Source organism: Kitasatospora sp. NPDC052868 (assembly GCF_044547105.1).
GTDB lineage: Bacteria > Actinomycetota > Actinomycetes > Streptomycetales > Streptomycetaceae > Kitasatospora.
Window position 1 is genome coordinate 18,482 of record NZ_JBITZW010000016.1, and the last position, 26,470, is coordinate 44,951.

Sequence of the window (26,470 nt, forward strand, 5' to 3'; positions counted from 1 at the left end):
CAGCGCCAGACGGGCAGAGCCTTCGACGGCAGAGCCCTCGACCGACAGAACCGAAGACGTGAAGGAAGGCCGCGGGGCCGGTGCGACCGCCCCGCGGCCTTCGCCGTGCCTCAGGGCCGCAGCCGCAGCCCGCGCGGGGTGGCGTGGAAGCCGGCCTCCTCCAGGGCGGCGCCGAGGTCGGAGCCGAGGGCGGGCTCGCCGTTGGCCCGCTCGATGGTGACGCTGCCGAGCGCACCCTGGCGGACCGCCGAGGCGAGGGCCGAGGCGGCCAGCACCCGGGCGCCGTCCTCCTGCGGCCAGGCCAGCAGGGACTTGCCGCCGCGCTCCACGTAGAGGGCCAGCTCGCCGTCGACCAGGACCACCAGGGCGCCGGCCTTGCGCCCCGGCCGGTGGGCCCGGGCCTCCGTGGCACCGGGGGCGGCGGGCGGATCGGGCCAGGGCAGCGCGGCCCCGTAGGCGTTCGCCGGGTCGGCGGCGGCGAGCACCAGCAACTGGGGCGGCTCGGCCGCCGGGCCGGCCGGCCATTCGGTGGCCCTGGTCCGCTCCAGCCGCCCGCTGACCGAGCGCAGCCGGTCCGCGGCGCCCTCCATGGCGAACTGGGCGCCGCCGAGGCCCTCCACGAAGTAGCCCCGGCGGGCCCGGCCGCGCTCCTCCATGGCGGCCAGCACCCGGTAGACGCCGGCGAAGCCGCCGGGCACCCGCTCGGCGGCCACCGCGCCCCGGGTCAGCAGGCCGTGCCGGTCCAGCAGGCTCTGGGCCTGGGCGGTGGCCCGGACGGTCGGCTCGGCGGTGAAGGCGGGCAGCAGCGACCAGCGGCCGGCCACCGTCGGCGGGCCGCTGCGCAGGGCGCCGCCGGTGCGGCCGAAGGGGCGGCCGGCGCCGCCGTAGCGGCCGCGCGGGGTGGCCCGGGGCGCGCGGTGGGCGGTGGCGCCCGCCGTCCGGCCGGAGCCGAGCAGGGCGCGCAGCGGGGCGAGGGTGTCGTTGCTGACGTACCCGGCCCAGACCAGGTCCCACAGGGCGTCGACGACCTCCGGCTCGGAGGTCTCGGTGAGGCCTTCGGCGTGCAGCCGGTCGACCAGCTGGCGGAAGAACAGGCCGTAGCCGCCCTCCAGGGCCGCCATCAGGGCGGTGTGCACGGGGGTGACGGCGGGCGGGACGGGCTCGGGGCGCAGCAGGTGGGCGTTCTCGGCGAGGTGCAGACTGATCCAGCCGTCCTTGCCGGGCAGGGCCCCGGCGCCGGACCAGCCGAGCTCGCCGGCCGCCATCAGTTCGTCCAGCAGGCCGGGCGTGTAGTCGGCGAGGCGGGCGGGCAGGACGAGCTTCTCCAGGGCGGAGGCGGGCAGGGCGGTGCCCTGGAGCTGTTCGACCACCCGGAGCAGGCCGTCGGGGCCGCGCAGCCGGTGGCCGGCCAGGTGCTGCCACTGCGGGAGGAAGGCGGCCAGGGCGCGCGGGGGGACGGCCTCGACCTCCTGGCGCAGGGCGGCCAGCGAGCGGCGGCGCAGTCGGCGCAGCACCTCGGCGTCGCACCACTCGACGGTGGCGGTGTGGCCCTCGACCGGTCGGAACTCGCCCTGGACGAGGCGGCCGGCGGCGGTGAGCCGGTGCAGGGTGCCGGTGACGACGGCGGCGCCGAGGCCGAAGCGCCCGGCCGCCTCGGTGGCGGTGAACGGGCCGTGGGTGCGGGCGTGCCGGGCTAGCAAGTCCCCCAGCGGGTCCTTGACCGGTTCGGTGAAGGCCTCGGGGACGCCGACCGGCAGGGGGGTGCCGAGGGCGTCGCGCAGGCGTCCGGCGTCCTCGATGGCGGCCCAGCGCTGTTCGCCGCCGATCCGGACCTGGATGACCCGGCGGGCGGCCTCCAACTCCAGGGCCCAGAGCGGTTCGGCGCCGCGGGCGGTGAGCTCGGCCTCGGCGAGCGGGCCGAGCAGGCGCAGCGCGTCGGCGACGCCCTCGGCGTCCTTGATCCGGCGCTCGGGGGTGAGGCGCTGGAGTTCGGCCTCCAACTCGGCGAGCACCGCGGGGTCGAGCAGCTCCCGCAGCTCGGCCTGGCCGAGGAGTTCGGAGAGCAGCCGGGAGTCGAGCGAGAGGGCGGCCGCGCGGCGCTCGGCGAGCGGGGAGTCGCCCTCGTAGAGGAACTGGGCGACGTAGCCGAAGAGCAGGGACCGGGCGAACGGGGAGGGCTCGGAGGTGGTGACCTCGACCAGGCGGACGGCGCGGGACTCCAGATCCCCCATCAGCTCGACCAGGCCGGGGACGTCGAAGACGTCCTGGAGGCACTCCCGGACCGCCTCCAGCACGATCGGGAAGGAGCCGTACTCGGAGGCGACCTCGAGGAGCTGGGCGGCGCGCTGGCGCTGCTGCCAGAGCGGGGTGCGCCGGCCCGGGCTGCGGCGCGGCAGCAGCAGGGCGCGGCCGGCGCACTCGCGGAAGCGGGAGGCGAACAGGGCGGAGCCGCCGACCTGGTCGGTGACCAGCTGTTCGATCTCGGCCGGGTCGAACAGGGCGGCGTCGGCGCCGACCGGTGCGTCGTCCGAGGCCGCCCGGCCGGTCTGCTCCGGCTGCTCCAGCGGGAAGTCGAGCAGGTCGGCGTCCGGCAGCCGGAGCACGATGCCGTCGTCGGCGTGCATGACCTGGGGATCCAGGCCGTGCTTCTCGCGCAGGCGGGCGCCGAGGGCGAGTGCCCAGGGGGCGTGCACCTGGGCGCCGAACGGGGAGTGGATGACGATCCGCCAGTCGCCCAGCTCGTCCCGGAAGCGTTCGACCACGATGGTGCGGTCGTCCGGGAGGTGGCCGCAGGCCGTCCGCTGCCGGGCGAGGTAGTCGAGCAGGTTGCCGGCGGCCCAGTCGTCCAGGCCGGCCGCCTTGAGCCGGGCGGTGGCGGCCTCGGGCGGCAGCGCGCCGAGCTCGCGGGTGAACGCGCCGAGCGCGCGGCCGAGCTCCAGCGGGCGGCCGAGGGTGTCGCCCTTCCAGAACGGGAGCCGGCCGGGGACGCCCGGGGCGGGGGTGACCAGCACCTTGTCGTGGGTGATCTCCTGGATCCGCCAGGAGGTGGTGCCGAGGGTGAAGACGTCGCCGACGCGGGACTCGTAGACCATCTCCTCGTCGAGCTCCCCGACGCGGCCGCCGCCCTTCTTCGGGTCCGCGCCGGCGATGAAGACGCCGAACAGGCCGCGATCGGGGATGGTGCCGCCGGAGGTGACGGCCAGCCGCTGGGCCCCGGGGCGGCCGGTGACGGTACCGGCGACGCGGTCCCAGACCAGGCGGGGGCGCAGTTCGGCGAAGGCGTCCGAGGGGTAGCGGCCGGCCAGCATGTCGAGCACGGCGTCGAAGGCGGACTGCGGGAGGGTGGCGAACGGCGCGGCACGGCGGACCAGGGTGAGCAGGTCGTCCACCGGCCAGCTGTCCAGCGCCGTCATGGCGACCAGCTGCTGGGCGAGCACGTCCAGCGGGTTGCGCGGGATGCGCAGCGCCTCGATCCGCCCGGACCGCATCCGCTCGGTGACCACGGCGGACTGGACGAGGTCCCCCCGGTACTTGGGGAAGACGACTCCGGTGGAGACGGCGCCGACCTGGTGGCCGGCCCGGCCGACCCGCTGCAGGCCGGAGGCGACCGAGGGCGGGGACTCGACCTGGACGACCAGCTCGACGGCGCCCATGTCGATGCCGAGCTCCAGGCTGGAGGTGGCGACCACGGCGGGCAGCCGGCCGGCCTTCAGCTCCTCTTCGACCAGGGCGCGCTGCTCCTTGGAGACCGAGCCGTGGTGGGCCCGGGCGATGACCGGCGGGGCGCCCTTGGCGACGCCGGACTCGGCCATCAGCTGGGCGGGGGAGTGCGCCTCGGGCAGCGGCTCGCCGGAGGCCCGCTCGTGGGCGATCTCGTTGAGCCGGTTGCAGAGCCGCTCGGCGAGGCGGCGGGAGTTGGCGAAGACGATGGTCGAGCGGTGGGCCTGGACGAGGTCGACGATCCGCTCCTCGACGTGCGGCCAGATGGAGCTCTGCCGGGCCGGGTCGGCGGCCTCGCCGGGGCCGGCGGGGGCGGCGGGCAGGTCGTCCAGGTCGGGGACGGGGACGACCACCGAGAGGTCGAACTCCTTGGCGGAGGGGGGCTGGACGATGGCGGCGCCGCGCTGCGGGCTGAGGAAGCGGGCCACCTCCTCGACCGGGCGGACGGTGGCGGAGAGGCCGATCCGGCGGGCGGGTGCGTCGAGCAGCTCGTCCAGGCGCTCCAGGCTGAGGGCGAGGTGGGCGCCGCGCTTGGTGCCGGCGACGGCGTGCACCTCGTCCAGGATCACCGTGTCGATGCCGCGCAGGGCCTCCCGGGAGGCGGAGGTGAGCAGCAGGAAGAGCGACTCGGGGGTGGTGATCAGGATGTCCGGCGGGTGGCCGGCGAAGCGGCGGCGGTCGGCGGCGGGGGTGTCGCCGGAGCGGATGCCGACCTCGACCTCGGGCTCGGGCAGGCCGAGCCGGACGGCGGCCTGGCGCAGCCCGGCCAGCGGGGCGCGCAGGTTGCGCTCGACGTCGACCGCGAGGGCCTTGAGCGGCGAGATGTAGAGGATCCGGCAGCGCCGCTTGGGATCGGCCGGGGGAGGGGTGCTGCTGAGCCGGTCCAGGGCGGAGAGGAACGCGGCGAGCGTCTTGCCGGAGCCGGTGGGGGCGACGACCAGGACGTCGGTCTGCCGCTGGATGGCGCGCCAGGCCTCGGCCTGGGCGGTGGTGGGCGCGCTGAACGCACCGGTGAACCAGGCCCGGGTGGCCGGGGCGAAGCCGGCGAGCGGGTCGGGCGGCTGGTCGGCCGGCTGCTGGTCTGGGGTGCGGGGCGCCATGCCCCCATGGTGCCGGGTGGCACTGACAACCGTGGGCGGGCGCGGGGGCGGGTGTGGGCGGTCCGGGGTAGGGCCGGGGGTCTGAAACGTCTGGCGTCATTAAAAAAGGCAAAGCAGACAATTCGCTCCTATGGTGATTTCAGACCCGTGATTCCCCCGTGACCCTCGGGGCCCTCCCGTGGACATCGGGACCGACGAGCGGAGACCGTGCGATGGCGCAGGTGCACCCGTCCGGCAGCGGTCCCGGGCACGTCCGGCGCGGCGCCCGGGGACCGGTCCGGGCGCTGCTCGCGATGCTGCTCACCGCGCTGGTGGTCGGCGGCGCCGTCCCGTACGTCTCCGGGCCGGGCCGGGCCTACCTCAGCTACCTGGTGCTGGCCGAGGCGCAGGACGCGGGCGGCGCGGCCCTGGCCGGGGAGCAGACCCGGGCGGCCGGCGGGCAGGTCGTCCAGGAGTACCCGCAGATCGGGGCGGTGCTCGCGTACGCCACCGGCGGCTTCGCCGACAAGGTCCGCGCCCGGCCCGGGGTGGCCGCGGTCGGCGCCACCCGGACCGCCCCGGTGCCCAGCCCGCCGCGCCCGCTGGACGGCGCCGGGGACTTCGGCGCGGGCGCCGACCTGGCCCGCGGCGGCAGCGCGGACCACCTGGTCGCCGCGGACGGCTCCGCGGACGGCCGGGACGACGCGACCGCCACCGTGCCGGACCCGGGTGAGGCCGACGCCTGGAACCTCGCCATGCTCGGCCCGGCCGGCCGGCCCGCGGGCGACGCGCCCGCCGGGCCGGGAGCCGTCCCCACCGCCACCCTGCTGACCAGCCCCGCCGCCGACCCGGGCGGCTCCTCCACCGAGGCGCTGCGCAAGGTGCTGGTCGCGGTGCTGGACTCCGGCGTCGACGACACCCACCCCGACCTGCGCGCCGCCGTCGACCCGAAGAGCTCGGCCTCCTGCGCCGACGGCCGCCCCGACGCCAGGACCGGCGCCTGGCGGCCGGACCTCGGCGTCAGCGAGAGCGGCCACGGCACCCACGTCGCCGGGATCGTCGGCGCCGCCCGGGACGGGCACGGCGTCAGCGGGGTCGCCCCCGGCGTGCGGATCGCCGCCGTCCGGCTGCTCGGCCCGCTCGGCCAGTACTACGCCGAGAACATCGTCTGCGGCATGCTCTGGGCCGCCGACCACGGGGCCAAGGCGATCAACAACAGCTACTTCGCCGACCCGTGGAAGTACAACTGCCCCGAGGACCGCGACCAGGCCGCGCTGACCGCCGCGGTGGCCCGGGCCGCCGACTACGCCCGGCGCCAGGGCGCCGTGGTGGTCGCCTCGGCCGGCAACGACTCCCAGGACCTCGGCGCCGCCCGCACCGACGAGCGCAGCCCCAACGACCGGGTCTCCGGTCCGGCGCAGTCCCGGTACGTCGGCACCGAGTGCGTCCGGCTGCCCGGCGAGCTCCCCGGCGTGGTCACGGTGACCGCCGTCAACCGGGACGGCCGGCCGTCCGGCTACTCCAACTACGGACGGGGGAAGGTCTCGCTGGCCGCCCCCGGCGGGGACCCGGACGGCGGCGCCCAGGGCGCGATCATCTCCGACTGGCCCGGCGGCCAGTACGCGGCGCTGGCCGGCACCTCGATGGCCGCGGCGCACGTCACCGGCGCGGTCGCGGTGGCGGCGGCGCTCCACCCGGACTGGGGGTCGGACCGGCTCGCGGCCCTGCTGGCCACCACCGCGTCGGCGGCCTGCCCGCCCGGCCCGTACGCCTGCGGGGACCGCCAGTACTACGGGGCCGGGACGCTCGCCCTGCCGCGCTGACCGGCCGTGCCGTTGCGGTCGCGCCGGGCCGACGTCCGGGCCGTCCGGGCCGACGCGGCCGGCCCGGAAAACCCGGTGACGGGCGGTGCGGGGTGGGCGACGATCGGGGTATGACCGTCTTCCTGACCACCGAGCGGCTGGTGCTGCGCCGCTTCACCGAGGCCGATGTCGACCACCTGGTGGAGCTGGACGGCGACCCCGAGGTGATGCGCCACCTCACCGGCGGGCGGGCCACCCCGCGCGAGGTGGTGGAGCGGGAGCTGCTGCCGCTCTACTTCGAGCACTACCGGCGGTTCGGCGACCTCGGCTGGTGGGCCGCCGAGGAGCGGGCGGGCGGGGCCTTCCTCGGCTGGTTCGAGTTCCGGCCGCCGGACCCGCGGGACCGGGGCGAGGTCGAGCTCGGCTACCGGCTGCGGCGCCCCGCCTGGGGGCGGGGCTACGCCACGGAGGGTGCACGGGCGCTGATCCACCGGGGCTTCACCGGACTCGGGGTGCGGCGGGTGGTGGCCTACACGATGGCCGTCAACGAGGGCTCGCGGCGGGTGATGGAGAAGGCCGGGCTCAGGTACGTCCGGACCTTTCAGGAGGAGTACCCCGAGCCGCTCCCCGGCAGCGAGCTGGGCGAGGTCGAGTACGCGCTGGAGGCCGCGGCCTGGCGGCCGGGCCAGGAGCCGTAGGGCTCCCCGGGCCCGGTCCGGGATACTGGTGGGCATGAGGCTGACGGAGTTCTGGCGACGGATGTACGCGCAGTTCGGCGAGGCTTACGCGGAGTCCTTCGCCTCCGATCATGTGATGAGCGAGTTGGGCGGGCGGACGGTGCGCCAGGCGCTGGAGGCGGGCTGGGAGGCCAAGGACGTCTGGCGCGTGGTCTGCGACACCCAGGGCGTGTCGGCGCTGCTGCGCTGAGCCGCCGCCCGCACGGGCCGGGCCCGCGGGCCCGGCCCGGTCGACGCTCCCGGGGCCCGGGCGGGTGTCCGGCCGTCGGACCGCATGGGTGAGACTGTGCGGGTGGAAAGCAGTGCAGAACCCCAGAATCCGGACAGGTCGCCGCAGGACGCCGAGGACGCCGAGGGGGCCGCGAGCCCGCCGCCCGCACCGGAGGCCGCCGCACCCGGCGCCCCCTCCGCACCCGGCGCCCCCTCCGCACCCGGCGGCGCCGTCGGGCCCGGCGGAGCGCGGGGCGCCGGAATGCCGCGCTGGCTGCCCCGCGCGATGATGCTGGCGCTGGCCATGGTCGGGCTCTTCCAGCTCGCCGACTGGGCCTTCCACCAGCTGATCGACCTCTTCGTGATGCTGCTGGTGGCCTTCTTCCTCTCGCTGGCGCTGGAGCCGGCGGTCGACCGGATGGCGGCCCGGGGCGTGCGCCGGGGCGTCGGCACCTTCCTGGTCTTCGTCGCGGTGGTGGTCGCGGTGGGCGGCTTCCTCGCCGCGCTCGGCACCCTGCTGGTCGACCAGGTCGGCAAGATCGCGGGAGACCTGCCGCACCTGCTCGACAACCTGATCCACTGGGTCAACCGGACCTTCCACCAGGACCTCTCGCTCGACGAGCTGCAGAAGAAGCTGCTCAAGGACTCGGGCGCCATCGAGACCTACGCCCAGCAGGCCGCCGACAACGTCTGGGGCGTCTCCTCCACCCTGATCGGCGGGCTCTTCCAGGCCTTCACGGTCGGCCTCTTCACCTTCTACTTCACCGCCGACGGGCCCCGGGTGCGCCGGACGGTCTGCTCGCTGCTGCCGCCCGCCAAGCAGGCCGAGGTGCTGCGGGCCTGGGAGATCGCGCTCGCCAAGACCGGCGGCTACCTCTACTCGCGGGCGCTGCTCGCGGTGGCCTCGGCGCTGGCGCACTGGGTGATGTTCGCGCTGCTGGACCTGCCGTACGCGGCCGCGCTGGCGATCTGGGTGGGCGTCATGTCGCAGTTCGTGCCGACCATCGGCACCTATCTGGCGGGTGCGCTGCCGGTGCTGGTCGCACTGACCGTGGAGCCGATGGACGCGCTCTGGGTGCTGGTGTTCGTGGTGGTCTACCAGCAGATCGAGAACTACCTGCTGCACCCGAGGATCACCGCGAAGACGGTGGACGTGCACCCGGCGGTGGCGTTCGGCTCGGTGGTCGCGGGCGCCGCGCTGCTCGGCGCGGTCGGCGCGCTGATCGCCATCCCGGTGGCGGCCACCCTGCAGGGGTTCGTCGGGACCTACGTGCGCCGGTACGAGGTGGCCACCGACCCGCGGATCGACCGGGGCGCGCAGCGGCGGGCCCGACGGGAGCTGCGCCGCGAGGCGGCGCGCCGGCTGCGGCGGATGGTCGGTGCGGGGTCCGAACCGCGTTCCGGTGCAGGCCGGGGGCCGGACGACAAGGACGGGGAGGAGTAGGTCGAACGGGCCGGGCTTGAATCGAACAGATGTTCTTTGTACTCTCCGGCCAAGAGTTCTCCACGGGCCGAGCCCGGTCGGGGCCGATTGTCAGTGGGACGCGCTAGCGTCGAGGACGATGAAGCGCACAGCACAGAACCCGAGGGTGGAAGCCATGGCAGGTACGGACCGCGAGAAGGCCCTTGAGAACGCACTCGCCCAGATCGAGCGGCAGTTCGGCAAGGGCTCGGTGATGCGCCTGGGCGAGAAGGCCAACGAGCCGATCGAGGTGATCCCCACCGGATCCACCGCCCTGGACGTCGCCCTCGGCGTCGGCGGCATCCCGCGCGGCCGGGTGGTCGAGATCTACGGCCCCGAGTCCTCGGGCAAGACCACGCTGACCCTGCACCTGGCGGCCAACGCGCAGAAGGCCGGCGGCACGGTCGCGTTCGTCGACGCGGAGCACGCGCTCGACCCCGAGTACGCCAAGAAGCTCGGCGTGGACACCGACGCCCTGCTGGTCAGCCAGCCGGACACCGGCGAGCAGGCGCTCGAGATCACCGACATGCTGATCCGCTCGGGCGCGGTCGACCTGATCATCATCGACTCCGTCGCGGCGCTCGTGCCGCGTGCGGAGATCGAGGGCGAGATGGGCGACTCGCACGTCGGTCTGCAGGCCCGCCTGATGAGCCAGGCGCTGCGCAAGATCGCCGGCGCGCTGAACCAGTCGAACACCACCGCGGTGTTCATCAACCAGCTGCGCGAGAAGATCGGCGTGATGTTCGGTTCGCCGGAGACCACGACCGGTGGCCGCGCGCTGAAGTTCTACGCCTCGGTCCGCCTGGACATCCGCCGGATCGAGACCCTGAAGGACGGCACCGAGGCGGTCGGCAACCGCACCCGGGTCAAGGTGGTCAAGAACAAGGTCGCCGCGCCGTTCAAGCAGGCCGAGTTCGACATCCTCTACGGCGTCGGCATCAGCCGTGAGGGCGGCCTGATCGACATGGGCGTCGAGCACGGCTTCATCCGCAAGTCGGGTGCCTGGTACACCTACGAGGGCGACCAGCTGGGCCAGGGCAAGGAGAACGCCCGCAACTTCCTGCGCGACAACCCGCAGCTCGCCGACGAGATCGAGCGGAAGATCAAGGGCAAGCTCGGCATCGGGCCGAAGACGGAGGAGCCGGCCGAGGGCGAGGCTCCGGCGTCCGCTCCGTCCGCCGAGGCCGGTGCCAAGCCGATCACCGCGACCGCCGCCAAGACGGCCGCGGCGAAGAAGACGGCGGCGGCCGCCAAGGCCTGATCCGTTGATGCAGCACGACAGGGGACGGGGCACCGGCCCGGCGGATCCGGACGACGGCGACGACTTCGGGCCGCCGGACTGGTTCGCGGCCGTGGCCGAGCCGGAGCCCGCGCCGGAGCCCGCGCCCGCGCGCGCTCTCCCGCGCGGGGTGGAGGCGGTGGGCGACGGGCTCGGGATGGTGTCCGCGTCCGAGCTGCCCACCGGCCGGCGCCGGCGTCGTTCGGCGTTGATGGAGGAGGCGCCCCCCGGACAGGGGGGAGAGGCGGCCGGTCACGGGGGTGCGGCCGCCTCCGCCTCCCCCGGCCGGGGGGCCACGCGCCGGGGCCGCGCCCGGACGGGGTCCGACGACCAGGACGGCGCCGCGGTCGACGCCCCGGCAGGCCGGTCGGCGGCGAGGAGTCGGCGGTCCGCGGGCCCCGGTGGGGCCGGCCCGGCGAAGGCGGCCCGGGGAGCCGGACCGGCCGGCGCGCAGGCGTCCGCCGACCCCGAGTCGCAGGCCCGGGACATCTGCCTGCGGCTGCTCACCGGCGCGGCCAAGAGCCGTAAGCAGCTGGCCGACGCCCTGCGCAAGCGGGAGATCCCGGACGAGGCCGCCGAGCAGGTCCTCAACCGGCTGGAGGAGGTCGGGCTGATCGACGACGCGGCCTTCGCCCAGGCGTGGGTCGAATCCCGGCACGCCGTCCGAGGCCTGTCCCGGCGCGCGCTCGCCCAGGAGCTGCGGACCAAGGGGGTGGCCGCCGAGCTGGTCGAGCTGGCCGTCGCGCAGCTCGACCAGGACGACGAGGCCGCGGCGGCCCGGGCCCTGGTCGAACGCAAGCTGCGGGTGACCAGGGGGCTGGAGCGACAGGCGCGGATGCGCCGACTGGTCGGCGTGCTGGCCCGGCGCGGCTACTCCGAGGGCCTGGCCTTCCGCGTGGTCCGCGAGGCCCTGGACGAGGAGGCCGCCAGTGGGGAGGACGTGGACGGACCATCCGGTGACGGGTGGGAGTGACGGAGGTCCGGTGCGGGAGTTCGCCGACCCCCGGCCCAGTCTTGACCGTTTCGTAACCTGCGCTTAGCCTCGCACTCAGTGCGGGAGCACGTCGCTCACGTGTCACCAGGCCTCGGGCAGGCATGCGCGGGCCCGGTCGCGGTTGGTCCCGGCCGGTGTGCCGTGCAGGGGACGGGGAGTGGGCAGGATGAGGATCGCGCTGAGCGCCGGATCGGTTGCCTCCCTGCTGGTCGTGGGCGTGCTGATCGCCGTCCTGGCCGTGACCTGGCTGATGGTCAGACGCCTGCAGGCCGCCCAGCGGCGCTCCGCCGCCGAGACCGAGCGGGCCCGGACGTGGGCCGAGGACCAGGCCGCGCAGCTGCGCGCCGAACTCGACCGGCGGGAGGAGCGGCTGTCCGAGGAGCTGCGTCGGCTGCGCGCCCAGGAGGAGGAGCTCGCCGAGCGGTCGGCGGAGGTGGAGCGGGCCCGCCGGGAGGCCGCCGAGCTGGTCGAGCGCCGGGCGGGCGCCCTGGAGCGGGCGGCCGGTCTGACCGCCGGTCAGGCGCGGGCCGAGCTCGTCCGGGCGGCCGAGTCCGAGGCCCGCCGGGAGGCCGCCGTGACCGTCCGGGAGATCGAGCGCGCGGCCAAGGAGGAGGGCGAGCAGCGTGCCCGGGGGATCGTCGCGGGGGCGATCCAGCGGTTGGCCGCCGAGCAGACCGCCGAGACGGCGGTGTCGGTGTTCCGGCTGCCCAACGAGGAGATGAAGGGCCGGATCATCGGCCGGGAGGGCCGCAACATCCGGACCTTCGAGGCCGTCACCGGGGTCAACCTGATCATCGACGACACCCCGGCCTCGGTGCAGCTGTCCTGCTTCGACCCCGTCCGCCGGGAGACCGCCCGGCTCACCCTGGAGCAGCTGGTCGAGGACGGCCGGATCCACCCGGTGCGGATCGAGCACGTCCACGAGCGCAGCCGCGAGGAGGTCGAGCGGCGCTGCGTCCGGGCCGGTGAGGACGCGCTGCTGGCCGTGCGGCTCGCCGGGATGCACCCGGAGCTGGTCCGCACCCTCGGCACGCTGCGCTACCGGGCCTCGTACGGGCAGAACGTGCTCGGTCACCTGGTGGAGTCCGCGCAGCTGGCCGGGATGATGGCCGCCGAGCTGGGGGTGGACCCGGAGCCGGTGCGGCGTGCGGCGCTGCTGCACGACATCGGCAAGGCGATGACGCACGAGGTCGAGGGCAGCCACGCCGCGATCGGGGCGGAGTTCGCCCGGCGGTACGGGGAGGCGGAGGACGTGGTGCACGCGATCGCGGCGCACCACGGCGAGGTGGAGCCGAAGACGGTCGAGGCGGTGCTGACCCAGGCCGCCGACGCCTGTTCGGGCGGGCGGCCGGGGGCGCGCAAGGAGTCGCTGGAGCTCTACGTCCGCCGGTTGGAGCGGCTGGAGGAGATCGCCCGGGCGCACGACGGGGTGGCCAAGGTGTACGCGATGCAGGCGGGCCGCGAGGTGCGGGTGATGGTCCGGCCTGAGGTGGTGGACGACCTCGGGGCGCAGGTGATCGCCCGCGAGGTCGCCAGGCAGGTGGCGCAGGAGCTGACCTACCCGGGTCAGATCCGGGTGACGGTGGTGCGGGAGAGCCGGGTCACCGAGGTGGCCCGCTAGGTTCGGCGGTCGGCGCGGGCTCCGGCCGGCGCTCCGGCTGGTGCTCAGACACGGGCTCGGCGGCGGCCTCCGGCGTGCCGGTGAGCGGTACCGGGCCGCCGCGGGCCCGGTCGGCGAGCTCCTGGAGGTCCTCGGCGGCCGCGCCCTGGGTGGTGCCGACCAGGTGGCCGTCCGGACGGATCAGCAGCACGGTGTGCGGTCCGGCGCCGGGGTACTCCTCGGTGACCAGCACCTCGGCGGGCACCGGCAGCGCGGCGGCGACCTCGGCCAGTCTGGGCATCAGCCCGGCGCCCAGCCAGTGCTCGGCCGACCAGACGGCGGTGCCGGGGGCGACCAGCAGCAGCAGGAAGGTGGCGCCGAGCCGGGCGTGCAGCTGGTCGGGGGTGCCGTCGGTGGAGAGCACCGGTACGTCCGGGACGAGCACCCCGGGGGCGGTGGCGGGCAGCAGCTCGCTGAGCGTGGTGGTGCGGCCGCCGCGCTGCACCGGTACCCGGCCGGGGACGCCGGAGGGCGCCGCCGGGTAGGCGGGGGCGCCGCCGAAGCGGCCGGTGCCCAGCTGGCCGTCGGCGAGCATCGGGGCGTGCTTGCGGAACGAGCCGGTGAGCAGCGAGCGGCGGGTGGCCTGCCAGCCGCGCAGCGGGCGCAGCAGCGGCATGGCCTGGTCGACGGCGCGCAGTCGGGCGCCGACCGCGCCGCGCCGCTCGGCCTCGTAGCCGTCGAGCAGCGAGCCGCCGGGCTGGGGGCCGCCGGAGTGCAGGTGCCAGGCGAGGGCGAGGCGCCAGGCGAGGTTGTCGGCGTCGCGCAGCCCGTCGGCGAGGTTCTGCATGCCGAGGGCGCCGTGCAGGTGCGCGGCGTCGCCGGCGAGGAAGCAGCGGCCGCTGCGGAACCGGGCGGCGAGGCGCTGCTGGGCGGTGTGGTCGGCGGCGGCGAGCAGCTCGTAGCGGGGGAGTTCGCCGCACCAGCCGGTCAGGGCGGAGGTGACCCGGGTGAGCAGGGTGTCGCCGGTGACGATGCCGGGCCAGGTGGCGTGCGGGTCGACCGTTTCGGTGGGGTCGGGCCGGCCGGGGGGCAGCCGCCAGTCGAGGCGCCAGACGCCGTCCGGCAGCGGGCGGGCGGAGGCCTCGCGGTCGCCGCGCCAGGGGGGCTCGCGGTGCAGCCTGGCCTCGGTGAAGGGCAGGTCGACGCGGACGGTGGCGATGGCGTTGCGGTCCACGGCGGGGCGGCCGGGGAAGCGGATCCGCAGCAGCTTGCGGACGGCGGAGCGGGCGCCGTCGCAGCCGACCAGGTGGCTGCCGCGCCACCAGGTCTCGGCGCCGTCCTGCGGGTTGCGGGTGCGGACGCTGACGCCGTCGCGGTCCTGTTCGAGTTCGGTGACCCGGTTCAGCGGGACGAGCCTGACCAGCGGGGTGCCGGTCAGGGCGTCGCGCAGGCCGCGCTGGAGGCGGTGCTGGGGCAGGTGGAGGGCGGGGTCGTCGGCGAGGTCGATCCGCAGGACCTCCTGGCGGCGGCGCCAGATGGTGAAGGCGTCCCAGCGGGCGGAGTCCGAGACGGCCCGGGAGTAGCCGATCCGGGTCAGGAACGCGGCGGTGTCGGCGCCGAGGACGACGCTGCGGGGGCCCTCGGGGCAGAGCCCGGAGCCCTCGTCCAGGACGATGGTCGGCACCTCGTGCCGGGCGAGCGCGAGGGCCAGGGCCAGACCGACCGGTCCGGCCCCGACCACGATCACCGGGTCCATGCCGGGACCTCCGGGCATGGCGGGGCCGACGAGGGGGCGTCATATGCCGCGAGGATGGTCCCGGGTGGTGTCACGAAGAGCAATGCAACAGTTCACCTGCGTGTGCGTCAAGCAGCAGCCGATGTGCGCCGGTTCGCGCCGCGGCGGCCGCGTGCTTCGATCCACTGGGCGAGCGCGGTGAGCAGGAGGCACATCGCGATGTAGATCGGCCCGATCACCAGGACGACGGGGATGTAGGGGAAGCCCGCGGCGTTGATCGGCTGGCTGGCGATCTTCTTGCCGATGTACAGCAGCTCGGAGTAGGTGATGATGAGGCCGAGCGAGGTGTCCTTCAGGGTGACGACCAGCTGGCCGATCATCGCGGGGAGCATCGAGCGGACCGCCTGGGGCACCAGGATGGTGGTCATCACCTGGGTCTTGCGCAGGCCGATCGCGTAGGCGGCCTCGCCCTGGCCGCGCGGGACGGCGTTGACCCCGCTGCGGATGATCTCGGCCTGGACCGACCCGTTGTACAGGGTGAGCCCGAGCACCAGGGCCCACATCGGGTCCTTGGCGAAGAACGAGTAGTAGAGCGCCACGATCAGGATCAGCAGCGGCATCGCCCGGAAGAACTGGACGAAGGAGACCGTCGCCCAGCGCACCGGCTTGTGGTCGGAGAGCTGCCCGGCCGCCAGGAGTGCGCCGAGCGTGAGCGAGAGCACCGCGGCCAGCCCGAAGGCCTCCAGGGTGGACAGCAGGCCGTCGACGATCCGCTGCTGGACGGTGTTGTACTGGAAGACCTCCCAGAGCTGGGCGTCGAACTGCCCGTTGTCGGCGAGGGTCGCGACGGCGTACCAGAGCAGGCCGGCGATGCCGACCAGCGAGAGCACGCCGAACAGCCGGTAGCGGGTGCGGGCGCGCGGGCCGGGGGCGTCGTACAGGACGCTGGCCGTGGCGGTACGGGTGAACAGGGAGCTCATGCGCCCGCCTCGCTTCGCTCGGCGGAGGCGGGCGCCGGGGCGCGCCGTTCCTCCGTGGTGCGTTCGGTTCGCTCGCTCATCGGGCCACCGCCAGTCGGTCTTCCAGGAAGCGGAACAGCAGGGCGACGGTGGCGCTGATCACCAGATAGGCGCAGGCCACCCAGAAGAAGATCGCGAAGATCGAGTAGCCGCGCTCGGAGAGGGTCTGCTGCACGCTGTACAGCTCGGGGACGCTGAACGCGCCGGCGATCGCCGAGTTCCTCGGCAGCGCGATGAAGACGCTGCTCATCGGCGCCAGCACGGTGCGGGCCGCCTGCGGCAGGACCACCTGGCCGAGGGTCTGGCCGAAGGTCATCCCGAGGCTGCGGGCGGCCTCCGCCTGGCCGAGCGGCACGGTGTTGATGCCGGAGCGCAGGACCTCGCAGACGAAGGAGGCGGTGTAGCTGCCGAGCGCCAGCACCGCGAAGGCGAGGTGGCTGAAGTGCACGCCGAGCGCGGGCAGTCCGAAGGCGACGGCGAAGAACAGGACGGTCAGCGGGGTGTTGCGGAAGAGCGTCACCCAGGCGGTGCCGAAGCCGCGCAGCGCCGGTATGGGGGAGACCCGGAAGGCCGCCAGTAGGGTGCCCAGCAGCAGGGCGAGCAAGGCGCTGAGCGCGCTCAGCTCGATCGTCTGCAGGAAACCGTCGCGGAACAGCGCGAAGTTGTCGTCCTCGAACAGTATGCCCATCTGGCGGCCCTCCTCTCAGAAGTGGTCAGAAATCGGTCAGGCTGGTGATCAGTAGCGGTCGAGGGCCGGCGGCTCGGGGGCCGTCGAACCGGACAGGCCGAGGGTGGCGTCGTACGCCTTCTTCCAGTCCCCGTTGTCCTGGTGCGCCTTGATGGCGTTGCTGATGGCGTCCCGCAGCACCTTGTCGTCCTTGTTCAGGCCGACGCCGTAGTTCTCCTTGGTGAACGGCTTGCCGACCACCTTGAGCTTGGGGGCGAACTTGGAGGCGTAGCCCTTGAGGATGGCGTCGTCGGTGGTGACCGCGTCGACCTCGCCGGAGAGCAGCTTCTCGACGCAGGCCGAGTAGGTGTCGAACTGGGTGATCTTCGGCGAGTACTGCTGGATGTTCTTGATCGAGGTGGACCCGGTGGCGGTGCAGACGTTCTTGCCGTTCACCGACTCCGGGCCGGTGATCGAGGTGTTGTCCGCCTTCACCAGGAAGTCCTGGCCGGCGATGAAGTACGGGCCGGCGAAGGACACCGTCTTCTTGCGCTCGTCGTTGATGCTGTAGGTGCCGACGTAGTAGTCGATCTGGCCGTTGGAGATGGCCGGTTCGCGCTGCGAGGAGACCAGGGTCTGCCACTTGATCTGCTGCGGGGTGAAGCCGAGGTCCGCGGCGACCATCTTGGCGATCTCGATGTCGAAGCCGCTGCGGTCGCCGCTGGCGAGGTCCTCGAAGCCGAGGAACGGCTGGTCGGACTTGGCGCCGATGATCAGCTGGCCGCGCTTCTTGGCCTCGGTGAAGGTCGGCGAGTCCAGCTTGACGTCGGTCTTGACCGTGTAGGTCGGCAGCTTGGGGGCGTTGCTCGCGCTCGCGGCGGAGTCGCCGGGCGTGCCGTCCTTGCCGCAGGCGGCGGTTGCGGTGAGCGCGATGGCACAGAGCGCGACGGCGAAGGTGCGACGAGTCCTCATGAGGGTAGCTCTCCTGGGGCTGGGCCACGGGTCAACCGGGCTCTGGCGTCTTGGCGTTGCGTGAACGGATCCGGGCGGGTGGGGCCGTCCGTGATCCGATGATGCGTCAACTCGAAGGTCAGTGGTGCAGGATCTTCGAGAGGAAGTCCTTCGCGCGGTCGCTGCGCGGGGCGGTGAAGAAGGCCTCGGGGGTGTTCTGCTCGACGATCCGGCCGTCCGCCATGAAGAGCACGCGGTTGGCGGCGGAGCGGGCGAAGCCCATCTCGTGGGTGACGACGACCATCGTCATGCCCTCGGCGGCCAGCCGGCGCATGACCTCCAGCACCTCGTTGATCATCTCCGGGTCGAGCGCCGAGGTGGGCTCGTCGAAGAGCATGACCTTGGGGTTCATGGCCAGCGCCCGGGCGATCGCGACGCGCTGCTGCTGGCCGCCGGACAGCTGGGCCGGGTACTTGTCCGCCTGCGCGGCGACGCCGACCCGCTCCAGGAGCTCCCTGGCGGTCTTCACCGCCTGCTCGCGGGCGATCTTGCGGACCTTGACCTGGCCGAGGACCACGTTCTCCAACACGGTCTTGTGGGCGAACAGGTTGAAGCTCTGGAACACCATGCCGACCTCGGCCCGGAGCCTGGCCAGTTCCCGGCCCTCGGCGGGCAGCGGACGGCCGTCGATGGTGATCGTCCCGGAGTCGATGGTCTCCAGCCGGTTGATCGTCCGGCACAGCGTGGACTTGCCCGACCCGGACGGGCCGATCAGGACCACCACCTCGCCCTCGGCGATCTCCAGGTCGATGTCCTGGAGCACGTGCAGCGCCCCGAAGTGCTTGTTCACCCCGTTCAACACCACCAGCGGGGTCGACGTGGCGCTCGAGTCCTTGCTGAGGCTCGCGGTCATCGCGCCTGCTCCCTCGTGTCGGCCCGAGGGTGAACTCCCTTGGGTGGCAGTGGTGTACGAAAGCCGGGGGCCGCAGCCGGCGGAGCCGCAGCCCCCGGTGCGGCGACCATAGGAGCCGTGACGATGCCACGTCAGCCGATCTGAGCGGAACTTGAGGATCACGATCCGGCCACACGCCGGGTGCGGACTGTTCACCGCGCGCCGTCGGGGGCACCGTGACAGCGGGCAGCCGCTCCGCCGCGCGCCGTCCCGGGCGGTTCCGGGGGATGGCCGAGCCTGGCGCCCGGCGGCCCGCTGGCCCATACTGCGCAGGACCGGGCCTGCCCGGCGGGGACCGTGAACACCGAGCGACACCCCGGGGAACTTCGGGGAGAGGAGGAACGATGAGACTGCTGCTCGTCGAGGACGACGAACGCGTCGCCGCGGCGCTGGTCGCGGTCCTGGGCCGGCACGGCTTCCAGGTCCGGCACGCCCGCAGCGGGCACGAGGCGCTCGACGCCCTGGTGCCCGACGGCAACGACCCGTACCGCGTGGTCCTGCTCGACCTCGGGCTGCCCGACCGGGACGGCTTCGAGGTGTGCAGCCGGATCAGGGCCGGCAGCGGCGTGCCCGTGATCATGGTGACCGCGCGCGCCGACATCCGCTCCCGGATCCACGGCCTCAACCTCGGTGCCGACGACTACGTCACCAAGCCCTACGACATGGGCGAGCTGCTCGCCCGCATCCACGCGGTGGCCCGGCGCGGTGCCGCGCCCGCCGCCGTCGCGGACCCCGCGCCCGACGCGGTGCCGCAGCAGCGCGGCCCGCTGGAGTCCCGCGGCATCCGGATCGACCGCGAGCGCCGCCGGGTCAGCGTGGACGGCCGCGACGTGCCGCTCACCCGCAAGGAGTTCGACCTGCTGGCGCTGCTCGCCCAGAGCCCCGGCGTGGTCTACCGGCGCGAGCAGATCTTCAGCGAGGTGTGGCGCAGCGGCTGGGAGGGCAACGGGCGCACCCTGGAGGTGCACATCGGCTCGCTGCGCACCAAGCTCGCCCTGCCCGGCCTGGTCGAGGCCGTCCGCGGGGTGGGCTACCGGCTGATCCCCGAGTCCCCGGCAGCCGCCGCGGACGCGCCCCCGGCCCGCGCGGAGCACTGACCGCACGTGCGCAACCGCCTGCTGGGCATCCTGCTCGCACTGATGCTCTGCGTCCTGGCCGCGCTCGGCCTGCCGCTGGCGGCGGCCGTCGCGGCCGCCGACCAGAGCCGGGTGGTGGTCGACCGGCTCGACGACGCGGCCCGGTTCGCCCAGGACCTCCCGATTTCCGGCGTCTCGGCCCTGGACGCCGCCCTCAAGGGCGACCTGGAGCCCGCGCCCGGCGACGTCAGCCGGCGGCACGCGCTGGACGCCGAGGTGGTTCGGTACCACGAGCTCTACGGCGTGCGGATCGGCATCTTCCAGCGCGACGGCGTACCCATCGCCACCGCCCCGGCGGACTGGCGGGTCCCCGTCGGGGGCTGGGGGGCGACGGCCTTCCAGGAGGCGCTGGACGGGCGGCGCAGCCACAACCCGCCACAGGTCTGGCCGTGGACCCCGGAACGGGCGCTGACCATCGCGACGCCGGTGGTCCGGGACGGGGACGTGGTCGCGGTGGTGCTCAGCGAGTCGCCGACCGGCGCGATGCGCACCCGGGTGCTGCACCGCTGGCTCGTCATCGGGGCCGGGGAGGCCGCCGCGATGATCGTCGCGCTGCTGCTCGCCGTCCGGCTCACCGAGTGGGTGCTGCGCCCGGTCCGCACCCTGGACCGGGCCACCCACGACATCGCCACCGGCCGGATGAACGCCCGGGTGGCGCCCGGCGGCGGTCCGCCCGAGCTGCAACGGCTGGCCCACTCGTTCAACGAGATGGCCGACCACGTGGTGCTCGCCCTGGACCAGCAGAAGGCCTTCGTCGCGGACGCCTCGCACCAGCTGCGCAACCCGCTGGCGGCGCTGCTGCTGCGGGTCGAGCTGCTGGGCATGGAGCTCCCGGAGGGGCACGACGAGGAGCTCGGCGGGGTCCGGGAGGAGGGCGTCCGGCTGGCCCGGGTGCTGGACGACCTGCTCGGCCTGGCCACCGCCGAGCACGCCCGCCCCGAGCCGGAGCCCACCGACCTGGCCGCGCTGACCCTGGCCCGGGTGGACGCCTGGCGGCCGGTGGCCGATCAGCGCGGCATCGAGCTGCGCTGGGACGGGCCCGCGCTGGCGCTCGGGATGGCCGACCCGATCGGCTTCGGCAGCGCGCTGGACGCGGTGCTCGACAACGCGCTCAAGTTCGGCCCGGCCGGCAGCCGGGTGCGGCTGCTGGTCGCGGTGCAGCGCAAGGAGGTCGCGGTGACCGTCTCGGACGCCGGGCCCGGCCTGACCGAGGAGGAGCTGGCCCGGGCCGGCGACCGGTTCTGGCGCAGCCCGCGGCACCAGAACGTGGACGGCTCGGGCCTGGGCCTGTCGATCGCCCGCACCCTGCTGCTGGCCGGCGGCGGCTCGCTGTCCTTCGCCCCGGTGAAGCCGACCGGCCTCGCGGTGACCCTGGCGGTGCCGCGGCCCGACAAGGGCAAGCGGCTCTGAGCCCGTTCCTAGGGCTTCACCGAGCTAGGGCTTCACCGAGCGGTAGTAGCGCATCGCGCCCTCGTGCAGCGGGAGCGGGTCGGTGTAGACGGCGGTGCGCAGGTCGACCAGCTGGGCCGCGTGGACCTTGGCGCCGATCTGGTCGCGGCTGTCTATCACCGCCCTGGTCATGCCCTGCACCAGGTCGGTGTCCACGTCGTCCCGGGTGATCAGCAGATTGGGCACGGCGACGGTGGCGACGGCGTCCTTGGGCTCGGCGTTGGGGTAGGTGCCCTTCGGCATGGTGGCGGCCCGGTAGGCGTCGGTGCCGCCGCCCTCGACCTGGTGGACGGCCTCGGCGAGGTCGCCGAGCGGCACGATCCTGATCCTGAAGCGCTCGGAGAGGCTGGTGAGCGCCCCGGTCGGCAGCCCGCCGGACCAGAAGAAGGCGTCGATCCCGCCCTCCCGCAGCTGCTCGGTGGCCTGGCCGACGCCCAGCATGGCCGGCTGGATGTCGTGGTCGGGGTCGAGCCGGGCCGAGGCGAGCAGCCGCCTGGTCACCAGGTTCACCCCGGACAGCGACTGGCCGACGCCGACCCGCAGGCCCTTCAGGTCGGCCGTCCGGTGCACCGGCGAGTCGGCGGGGACCACCAGCTGCAGGTAGTCGTCGTAGAGCCGGGCGATCGCCCGCAGCCGGTCCTTGCCGGGCCCGGAGTACTGGGCGACGGCATCGGCGGTCGCGATCGCGAAGTCGTCCTGGCCGCTGGTCACCCGGGCCAGGTTGTCGATGGAGCCCTGCGAGTTGTCCAGCCGCAGCCGCACCCCGGGCATCGCCTTGGCGACGTGGGTCTCCAGCAGCTGCCCGTACTTGTCGTAGACCCCGCCCTGCACGCCGGTCACGAAACCCGTCGAACCGCGCGGGTAGCCGGGCGAGCGGTTGGCCGACAGCCACCAGCCGCCGAGCCCGGCCAGCACCAGGACCAGGGCCAGCACCGTCCGCCACAGCGGGCTGCGGGCGGCCGCGCGGAGGGCGGCGCCGAGTCGTGGAGCGGTGGTGGGGGCCATGCAGGGATAGTGCCAGGCGCGTGCGGCGAACGGGAGGGGAGGCGGGCGGGGAAAAGGGTTTCGCGGCTGCCCGTACCCTGGTCTGGTGAGCGGTGAGAGCGGATTGAAGAGCTACAAGGTCGTCACGTACGGCTGCCAGATGAACGTCCACGACTCCGAGCGGCTGTCCGGCCTGCTGGAGGACGCCGGGTACGTGAAGGCCGGCCAGGAGGGCGACCCCGACCTGGTGGTGTTCAACACCTGCGCCGTGCGCGAGAACGCCGACAACAAGCTGTACGGCAACCTCGGCCAGCTGGCGCCGGCCAAGGGCCGCAACCAGGGCATGCAGATCGCCGTCGGCGGGTGCCTGGCGCAGAAGGACCGCGACACCATCGTCCGGAAGGCCCCCTGGGTCGACGTGGTGTTCGGCACCCACAACATCGGCCACCTGCCGGCGCTGCTGGAGCGCGCCGCGGTCGAGCGCAAGGCCCAGGTCGAGATCCTGGAGTCGCTGGAGACCTTCCCCTCGACCCTGCCCACCCGCCGCGAGTCCGCGTACGCCGCCTGGGTGGCCATCTCGGTGGGCTGCAACAACACCTGCACCTTCTGCATCGTGCCCGCGCTGCGCGGCAAGGAGGAGGACCGCCGCCCCGGCGACGTCCTCGCCGAGATCGAGGCGCTGGTCGACGAGGGCGTCATCGAGGTGACCCTGCTCGGCCAGAACGTCAACGCCTACGGCTCCGACCTGGGCGACCGCGAGGCCTTCTCCAAGCTGCTGCGCGCCGCCGGGCAGATCGAGGGCCTGGAGCGGATCCGCTTCACCTCGCCGCACCCGCGCGACTTCACCGACGACGTGATCGCCGCCATGGCCGAGACCCCGAACGTGATGCACCAGCTGCACATGCCGCTGCAGTCCGGCTCGGACACCGTGCTCAAGGCGATGCGCCGCTCGTACCGGCAGGAGCGCTTCCTCGGCATCATCCGCAAGGTCCGCGAGGCGATGCCGGACGCGGCCATCTCCACCGACATCATCGTGGGCTTCCCCGGCGAGACCGAGGAGGACTTCGAGCAGACCATGCACACGGTCCGCGAGGCCCGCTTCACCAACGCCTTCACCTTCCAGTACTCCAAGCGCCCCGGGACCCCGGCCGCCGACATGGAGAACCAGGTGCCGAAGGCCGTCGTGCAGGCCCGCTACGACCGGCTGATCGCCCTCCAGGAGGAGATCTCCTGGGAGGAGAACAAGAAGCAGGTCGGCCGCACCCTGGAGATCCTGGTCGCCGAGGGCGAGGGCAAGAAGGACGGTCAGACCGACCGGCTCTCCGGCCGCGCCCCCGACAACCGGCTGGTCCACTTCACCCGGCCCGCCGAGCCGGTGCGTCCGGGTGACCTGGTGACCGTCGAGATCACCTACGCGGCCCCGCACCACCTGCTCGCCGAGGGCCCGTCCCTCGCGGTGCGCCGCACCCGGGCCGGCGACGCCTGGGAGAAGCGCCAGGCCGCCCCGGCCGCCAAGCCGGCCGGCGTGCTGCTCGGCCTGCCGACCATCGGCGCCCCGGCGCCGCTCTCGGCCGCCCCGGCCGGCGGCTGCTGCGGCGACTGACCGCCACCGCCGCGTACCGAGGCCCGGTGGGATCCCCGATCCCGCCGGGCCGCGTTCGTTAGAGTGATCCACATGCTGGTAGCCGCCGCCGTGTGCCCCTGTCCGCCGCTGCTCGTTCCGGAGGTCGCCGCCGGTGCGGCCGCCGAGCTGGAGCCGCTGCGCCGCGCCTGCGACGAGGCGCTGGCCGCACTGCTCGCCGCCGGACCGGAGCTGGTCGTGGTGGTCGGCACCGGCCCGGAGGCCGAGGTGTGGACCGAGGGCGGGGCCGGGTCCTTCCACCGCTACGGGGTGCCGCTGGTGGCCCGGCTGCCGTCCGGCGGGGTCGAGGGGCCGGAGCTGCCGCCCGCGCTGACGGTCGGGGCCTGGCTGCTGGAGCGGGCCGGGGCGGCGCTGCCGACGCACGCCTGCGCGGTGCCCGCCGACGCGCCCGCCGACCGGATGCTCGGGCTCGGCCAGGGGCTGGCCGGGCTGGCCGACCGGGTCGGGCTGCTGGTCATGGGTGACGGCAGCGCCTGCCGCTCGGTGAAGGCGCCCGGCTACCTGGACGAGCGTGCCGAGGGCTTCGACGCGGCGCTCGCCGCCGCGCTCGGCTCGGCGGACCTGGCCGCGCTGGGCGCCCTGGACGTGGCGCTGGCCGCCGAGCTCAAGGTCGAGGGGCGGGCCCCCTGGCAGGTGCTGGCCGGCGCCGCCGAGGGGGCCGGCCTCGCGGCGCGGCTGGGCTACCAGGAGGCTCCGTACGGGGTCGGGTACCTCGTCGCGTCCTGGGGCTGACGCTCCCGCTCCTCGGCTCCCCGGGTAGGGCCCAAGGCTCAGGCGGACGGCCCCTGGCCGTTGCCCGGGGTGCCCGGGTCGGTGCCGGGGGCGGGATGGGGTGCGCCGCCCTCGCCGTGGGCCTTGGGCTTGTGGGCGAACTCGTCCACCGCCCCCTTGGCCTTGCTGGCGCCGTGCTCGATCTTCTCCGAGTACTTGCCCTTGGTCGCCTTGTCGATGGCGCCGCCGGCTTTGTCCACCGCGTGCTCGATCTGGCTGCTGTGCTTGTCGGCCAGTTCGCTCGCCTTCTCCTTGAGCTCCCCGGCCTTGCCCTTGAGGTTGTCCATCAGACCCATGGTGTCCTCACCGTTCCTCTCTGTCCTCTTGCCCAACGTCCGTCGCACCCGAACAGTTCTCATCTGCGAATATCGCTCGAATAGGTCATATCGTCGCCCAGTGGGACAGATCCGACGGGGAGGTCACCGGCGCGGCGGCGGTTTTGCGAGACTGGTGCGGTGAGCAGCTCCACGAACGTCCAGCCCAGCGCCGCCCGGCCCCCCGTGGTCTGTGTGGTCGGCGCGACCGCCGCCGGCAAGTCCGACCTGGCCGTCGCCATCGCGCGCAGCCTCGGCGGCGAGGTGATCAACACCGACTCGATGCAGCTCTACCGGGGCATGGACATCGGCACCGCCAAACTCACCGAGGAGGAGCGCGGCGGGATCCCGCACCACCTGCTGGACGTCTGGGACGTCACCGAGGCCGCCAGCGTCGCCGAGTACCAGCGGCTCGCCCGTGCCGAGATCGACCGGCTGCTCGCGGCCGGCCGCGCCCCCGTGCTGGTCGGCGGCTCCGGGCTGTACGTCCGGGCGGCGATCGACGAGATGGACTTCCCCGGGACGGACGCGGCCGTCCGGGCCCGGCTGGAGGAGGAGCTGGCGCAGGCCGGCCCGTACGCGCTGCACCGGCGGCTGGCCGAGCTGGACCCGGCCGCCGCCGAGGCCATCCTGACCAGCAACGGACGCCGGATCGTCCGCGCGCTGGAGGTCATCGAGATCACCGGGCAGCCGTTCACCGCCAACCTGCCGAGCAACACCGCGGTCTACGAGGCGGTGCAGATCGGCGTCGCGGTGCCCCGCCCGGAGCTGGACGAGCGGATCACCCTGCGGGTCGACCGGATGTGGGAGGCCGGGCTGCCGGCCGAGGTCCGCGAGCTGGAGAAGGCCGGCCTGCGCGAGGGCCGGACGGCCTCCCGGGCGCTCGGCTACCAGCAGGTGCTCGACCACTTCGCCGGGGAGTGCACCGAGGACGAGGCCCGTGCCGAGACCGTCCGCGCGACCAAGCGCTTCGCCCGCCGACAGGAGTCCTGGTTCCGCCGCGACGACCGGATCCACTGGCTCTCCCGGCCGGCCGGGGCCGACCCGGCGGAGTTGCTGGCCCGCTCGCTGGAGCTGATCGGGCATCAGGAGCAGGGCCGGGCGTAGGGCTCCTCCCGGGACGGACAGCGGGGTTCGAGACGGGCCGTGGGCGGTATCCGGCCAATCCGGCGGTGCACCTGCGCGCGCAGGTGGGCGTGCAGGAAGAACCAGCGGTTACGGCCGGATCACGTGATGGCCACGGATCACCCGCCGACCCCGGTCAGGCCCGGAACGCCTCCCTGGACATGCCATCATCGATGCCATAAGGGTCGGTCCGTGCGGGCCGACCGTGCCCGGCCGCGAGTCCGCACTCGTGTCGAACTGTCAGGGGAGGCCGCGTGTCGACGGGTACCGGCCCCGAAACCGGGCAGCGCAGGAGCGCCACCGCAGAGGCCGACGGCCTGGACGCCTCGACCCTCCCGGACCTGCCCGTGCTGCCCGGCCTGGATGTGCCCACCTCCTACGCGGTGGCCCTCCCGGCCCTCGACACCCGCGCCCCCGCCGGCGCGGTGCACGAGCGGGAGATCCGCCCGCGCCGCCGGCTGCGCTGGTGGCAGACGCTGCCGATCGCCCTGCTGGCCACCGCCGGCTCGCTGATGTTCGCCTTCCCGCTGGCCTTCGGCTCGGGCGGGGCCGGCTCCGCGATGGTCGGGATGCTCGGCCTGCTGCTCACCGCCGCCTCGGTCGGCTGGGGCGCGATGGCCGCCCGGCACGCCGGGTACAAGTGGCCGGGCCTGCCCCGCCGGGGCTCCGGCGAGCGGGCCGGGTGGAAGGCGATCGTGATCTACACGCTGATCGCGCTGGTCGCCTGCGCGCTCGCCCTGTGGCGGGTCGTCCACCTGCGCTGACCGCGCGCCGTTGCCGGGCCTCGGCTGCCGGTCCGCCTGCCGGTCCGGGGCGGTGTCCCGCCGGCCGGCTCAGTACCA

General features: G+C 74.4%; 21 protein-coding genes. 13 read left to right on the forward strand and 8 right to left on the reverse strand.

Annotated elements, in window-relative coordinates:
• Window positions 1-110 precede the first annotated feature (110 nt).
• A complete protein-coding gene (locus tag ACIGZJ_RS25060) occupies window positions 111-4,820 on the reverse strand; it encodes an ATP-dependent helicase (RefSeq protein WP_396459309.1) in 4,710 nt (1,569 codons plus the stop codon).
• Window positions 4,821-5,032: 212 nt separating this feature from the next.
• Between ACIGZJ_RS25060 and ACIGZJ_RS25065 the strand changes: the two genes are divergently transcribed.
• The 7 genes from ACIGZJ_RS25065 to rny all read left to right on the forward strand — a co-directional run bounded on the left by ACIGZJ_RS25065 (window position 5,033) and on the right by rny (window position 12,904).
• Window positions 5,033-6,622: a S8 family serine peptidase gene (locus ACIGZJ_RS25065; protein ID WP_396459310.1), complete on the forward strand. Its 1,590-nt coding sequence runs from the start codon at window positions 5,033-5,035 to the stop codon at window positions 6,620-6,622.
• 110 nt (window positions 6,623-6,732) lie between these two features.
• A complete protein-coding gene (locus tag ACIGZJ_RS25070; RefSeq protein ID WP_396459311.1) occupies window positions 6,733-7,299 on the forward strand; it encodes a GNAT family N-acetyltransferase in 567 nt (188 codons plus the stop codon).
• Window positions 7,300-7,333: 34 nt separating this feature from the next.
• Entirely contained in the window at window positions 7,334-7,528 is a 195-nt protein-coding gene (locus ACIGZJ_RS25075; protein ID WP_387950175.1) for a DUF3046 domain-containing protein, read from the forward strand.
• Window positions 7,529-7,630: 102 nt separating this feature from the next.
• On the forward strand, window positions 7,631-8,992 hold the full coding sequence (locus tag ACIGZJ_RS25080; RefSeq protein WP_396459312.1) for an AI-2E family transporter: 1,362 nt from the start codon (window positions 7,631-7,633) through the stop codon (window positions 8,990-8,992).
• 154 nt (window positions 8,993-9,146) lie between these two features.
• Complete coding sequence (gene recA, locus ACIGZJ_RS25085) at window positions 9,147-10,271, forward strand: recombinase RecA (RefSeq protein WP_396459313.1); 1,125 nt, start codon at window positions 9,147-9,149, stop codon at window positions 10,269-10,271.
• 7 nt (window positions 10,272-10,278) lie between these two features.
• Window positions 10,279-11,262, forward strand: a complete 984-nt coding sequence (locus ACIGZJ_RS25090) for a regulatory protein RecX (RefSeq protein ID WP_396459314.1) — start codon at window positions 10,279-10,281, stop codon at window positions 11,260-11,262.
• Window positions 11,263-11,449: 187 nt separating this feature from the next.
• Window positions 11,450-12,904, forward strand: coding sequence for a ribonuclease Y (gene rny / locus ACIGZJ_RS25095; protein WP_396459315.1), 1,455 nt, complete (start codon window positions 11,450-11,452; stop codon window positions 12,902-12,904).
• Here rny and ACIGZJ_RS25100 read toward each other — a convergent pair.
• The 5 genes from ACIGZJ_RS25100 to ACIGZJ_RS25120 all read right to left on the reverse strand — a co-directional run bounded on the left by ACIGZJ_RS25100 (window position 12,885) and on the right by ACIGZJ_RS25120 (window position 18,168).
• Entirely contained in the window at window positions 12,885-14,639 is a 1,755-nt protein-coding gene (locus ACIGZJ_RS25100; RefSeq protein ID WP_396459316.1) for an FAD-dependent monooxygenase, read from the reverse strand. The two genes, rny and ACIGZJ_RS25100, sit on opposite strands and share 20 nt — an antisense overlap.
• A gap of 107 nt (window positions 14,640-14,746) precedes the next feature.
• Window positions 14,747-15,598, reverse strand: coding sequence for an amino acid ABC transporter permease (locus tag ACIGZJ_RS25105; RefSeq protein ID WP_396459317.1), 852 nt, complete (start codon window positions 15,596-15,598; stop codon window positions 14,747-14,749).
• Between the two features lie 76 nt (window positions 15,599-15,674).
• Window positions 15,675-16,325 (reverse strand): amino acid ABC transporter permease, encoded by a 651-nt coding sequence (locus ACIGZJ_RS25110; protein WP_396459318.1) that lies wholly within the window; start codon window positions 16,323-16,325, stop codon window positions 15,675-15,677.
• Between the two features lie 48 nt (window positions 16,326-16,373).
• Window positions 16,374-17,276, reverse strand: coding sequence for a glutamate ABC transporter substrate-binding protein (locus ACIGZJ_RS25115; protein ID WP_396459319.1), 903 nt, complete (start codon window positions 17,274-17,276; stop codon window positions 16,374-16,376).
• 118 nt (window positions 17,277-17,394) lie between these two features.
• A complete protein-coding gene (locus ACIGZJ_RS25120) occupies window positions 17,395-18,168 on the reverse strand; it encodes an amino acid ABC transporter ATP-binding protein (RefSeq protein ID WP_392940469.1) in 774 nt (257 codons plus the stop codon).
• Between the two features lie 383 nt (window positions 18,169-18,551).
• Between ACIGZJ_RS25120 and ACIGZJ_RS25125 the strand changes: the two genes are divergently transcribed.
• Entirely contained in the window at window positions 18,552-19,304 is a 753-nt protein-coding gene (locus ACIGZJ_RS25125) for a response regulator transcription factor (RefSeq protein ID WP_396459320.1), read from the forward strand.
• 6 nt (window positions 19,305-19,310) lie between these two features.
• The gene (locus ACIGZJ_RS25130; protein ID WP_396459321.1) at window positions 19,311-20,753 is read left to right on the forward strand and encodes a sensor histidine kinase; all 1,443 of its coding nucleotides are present in this window, start codon (window positions 19,311-19,313) and stop codon (window positions 20,751-20,753) included.
• Window positions 20,754-20,777: 24 nt separating this feature from the next.
• Here ACIGZJ_RS25130 and ACIGZJ_RS25135 read toward each other — a convergent pair whose 3' ends face one another.
• Window positions 20,778-21,797, reverse strand: coding sequence for a TAXI family TRAP transporter solute-binding subunit (locus ACIGZJ_RS25135; RefSeq protein WP_396459322.1), 1,020 nt, complete (start codon window positions 21,795-21,797; stop codon window positions 20,778-20,780).
• An 85-nt stretch (window positions 21,798-21,882) separates the two neighbouring features.
• Here ACIGZJ_RS25135 and miaB point away from each other — a divergent pair, with 85 nt between their 5' ends.
• Together miaB and ACIGZJ_RS25145 are read left to right on the forward strand one after the other, a co-directional pair.
• The gene (gene miaB / locus ACIGZJ_RS25140) at window positions 21,883-23,379 is read left to right on the forward strand and encodes a tRNA (N6-isopentenyl adenosine(37)-C2)-methylthiotransferase MiaB (protein WP_396459323.1); all 1,497 of its coding nucleotides are present in this window, start codon (window positions 21,883-21,885) and stop codon (window positions 23,377-23,379) included.
• Window positions 23,380-23,451: 72 nt separating this feature from the next.
• Window positions 23,452-24,150, forward strand: a complete 699-nt coding sequence (locus tag ACIGZJ_RS25145; protein ID WP_392940478.1) for a hypothetical protein — start codon at window positions 23,452-23,454, stop codon at window positions 24,148-24,150.
• 38 nt (window positions 24,151-24,188) lie between these two features.
• On the opposite strand, the gene ACIGZJ_RS25150 is transcribed toward ACIGZJ_RS25145, so the two are convergent.
• Entirely contained in the window at window positions 24,189-24,476 is a 288-nt protein-coding gene (locus ACIGZJ_RS25150; RefSeq protein ID WP_396459324.1) for an antitoxin, read from the reverse strand.
• Between the two features lie 168 nt (window positions 24,477-24,644).
• Between ACIGZJ_RS25150 and miaA the strand changes: the two genes are divergently transcribed.
• Entirely contained in the window at window positions 24,645-25,610 is a 966-nt protein-coding gene (gene miaA, locus ACIGZJ_RS25155) for a tRNA (adenosine(37)-N6)-dimethylallyltransferase MiaA (protein WP_396459325.1), read from the forward strand.
• A gap of 272 nt (window positions 25,611-25,882) precedes the next feature.
• A complete protein-coding gene (locus ACIGZJ_RS25160) occupies window positions 25,883-26,392 on the forward strand; it encodes a hypothetical protein (protein ID WP_392940484.1) in 510 nt (169 codons plus the stop codon).
• Window positions 26,393-26,470: the final 78 nt, after the last annotated feature.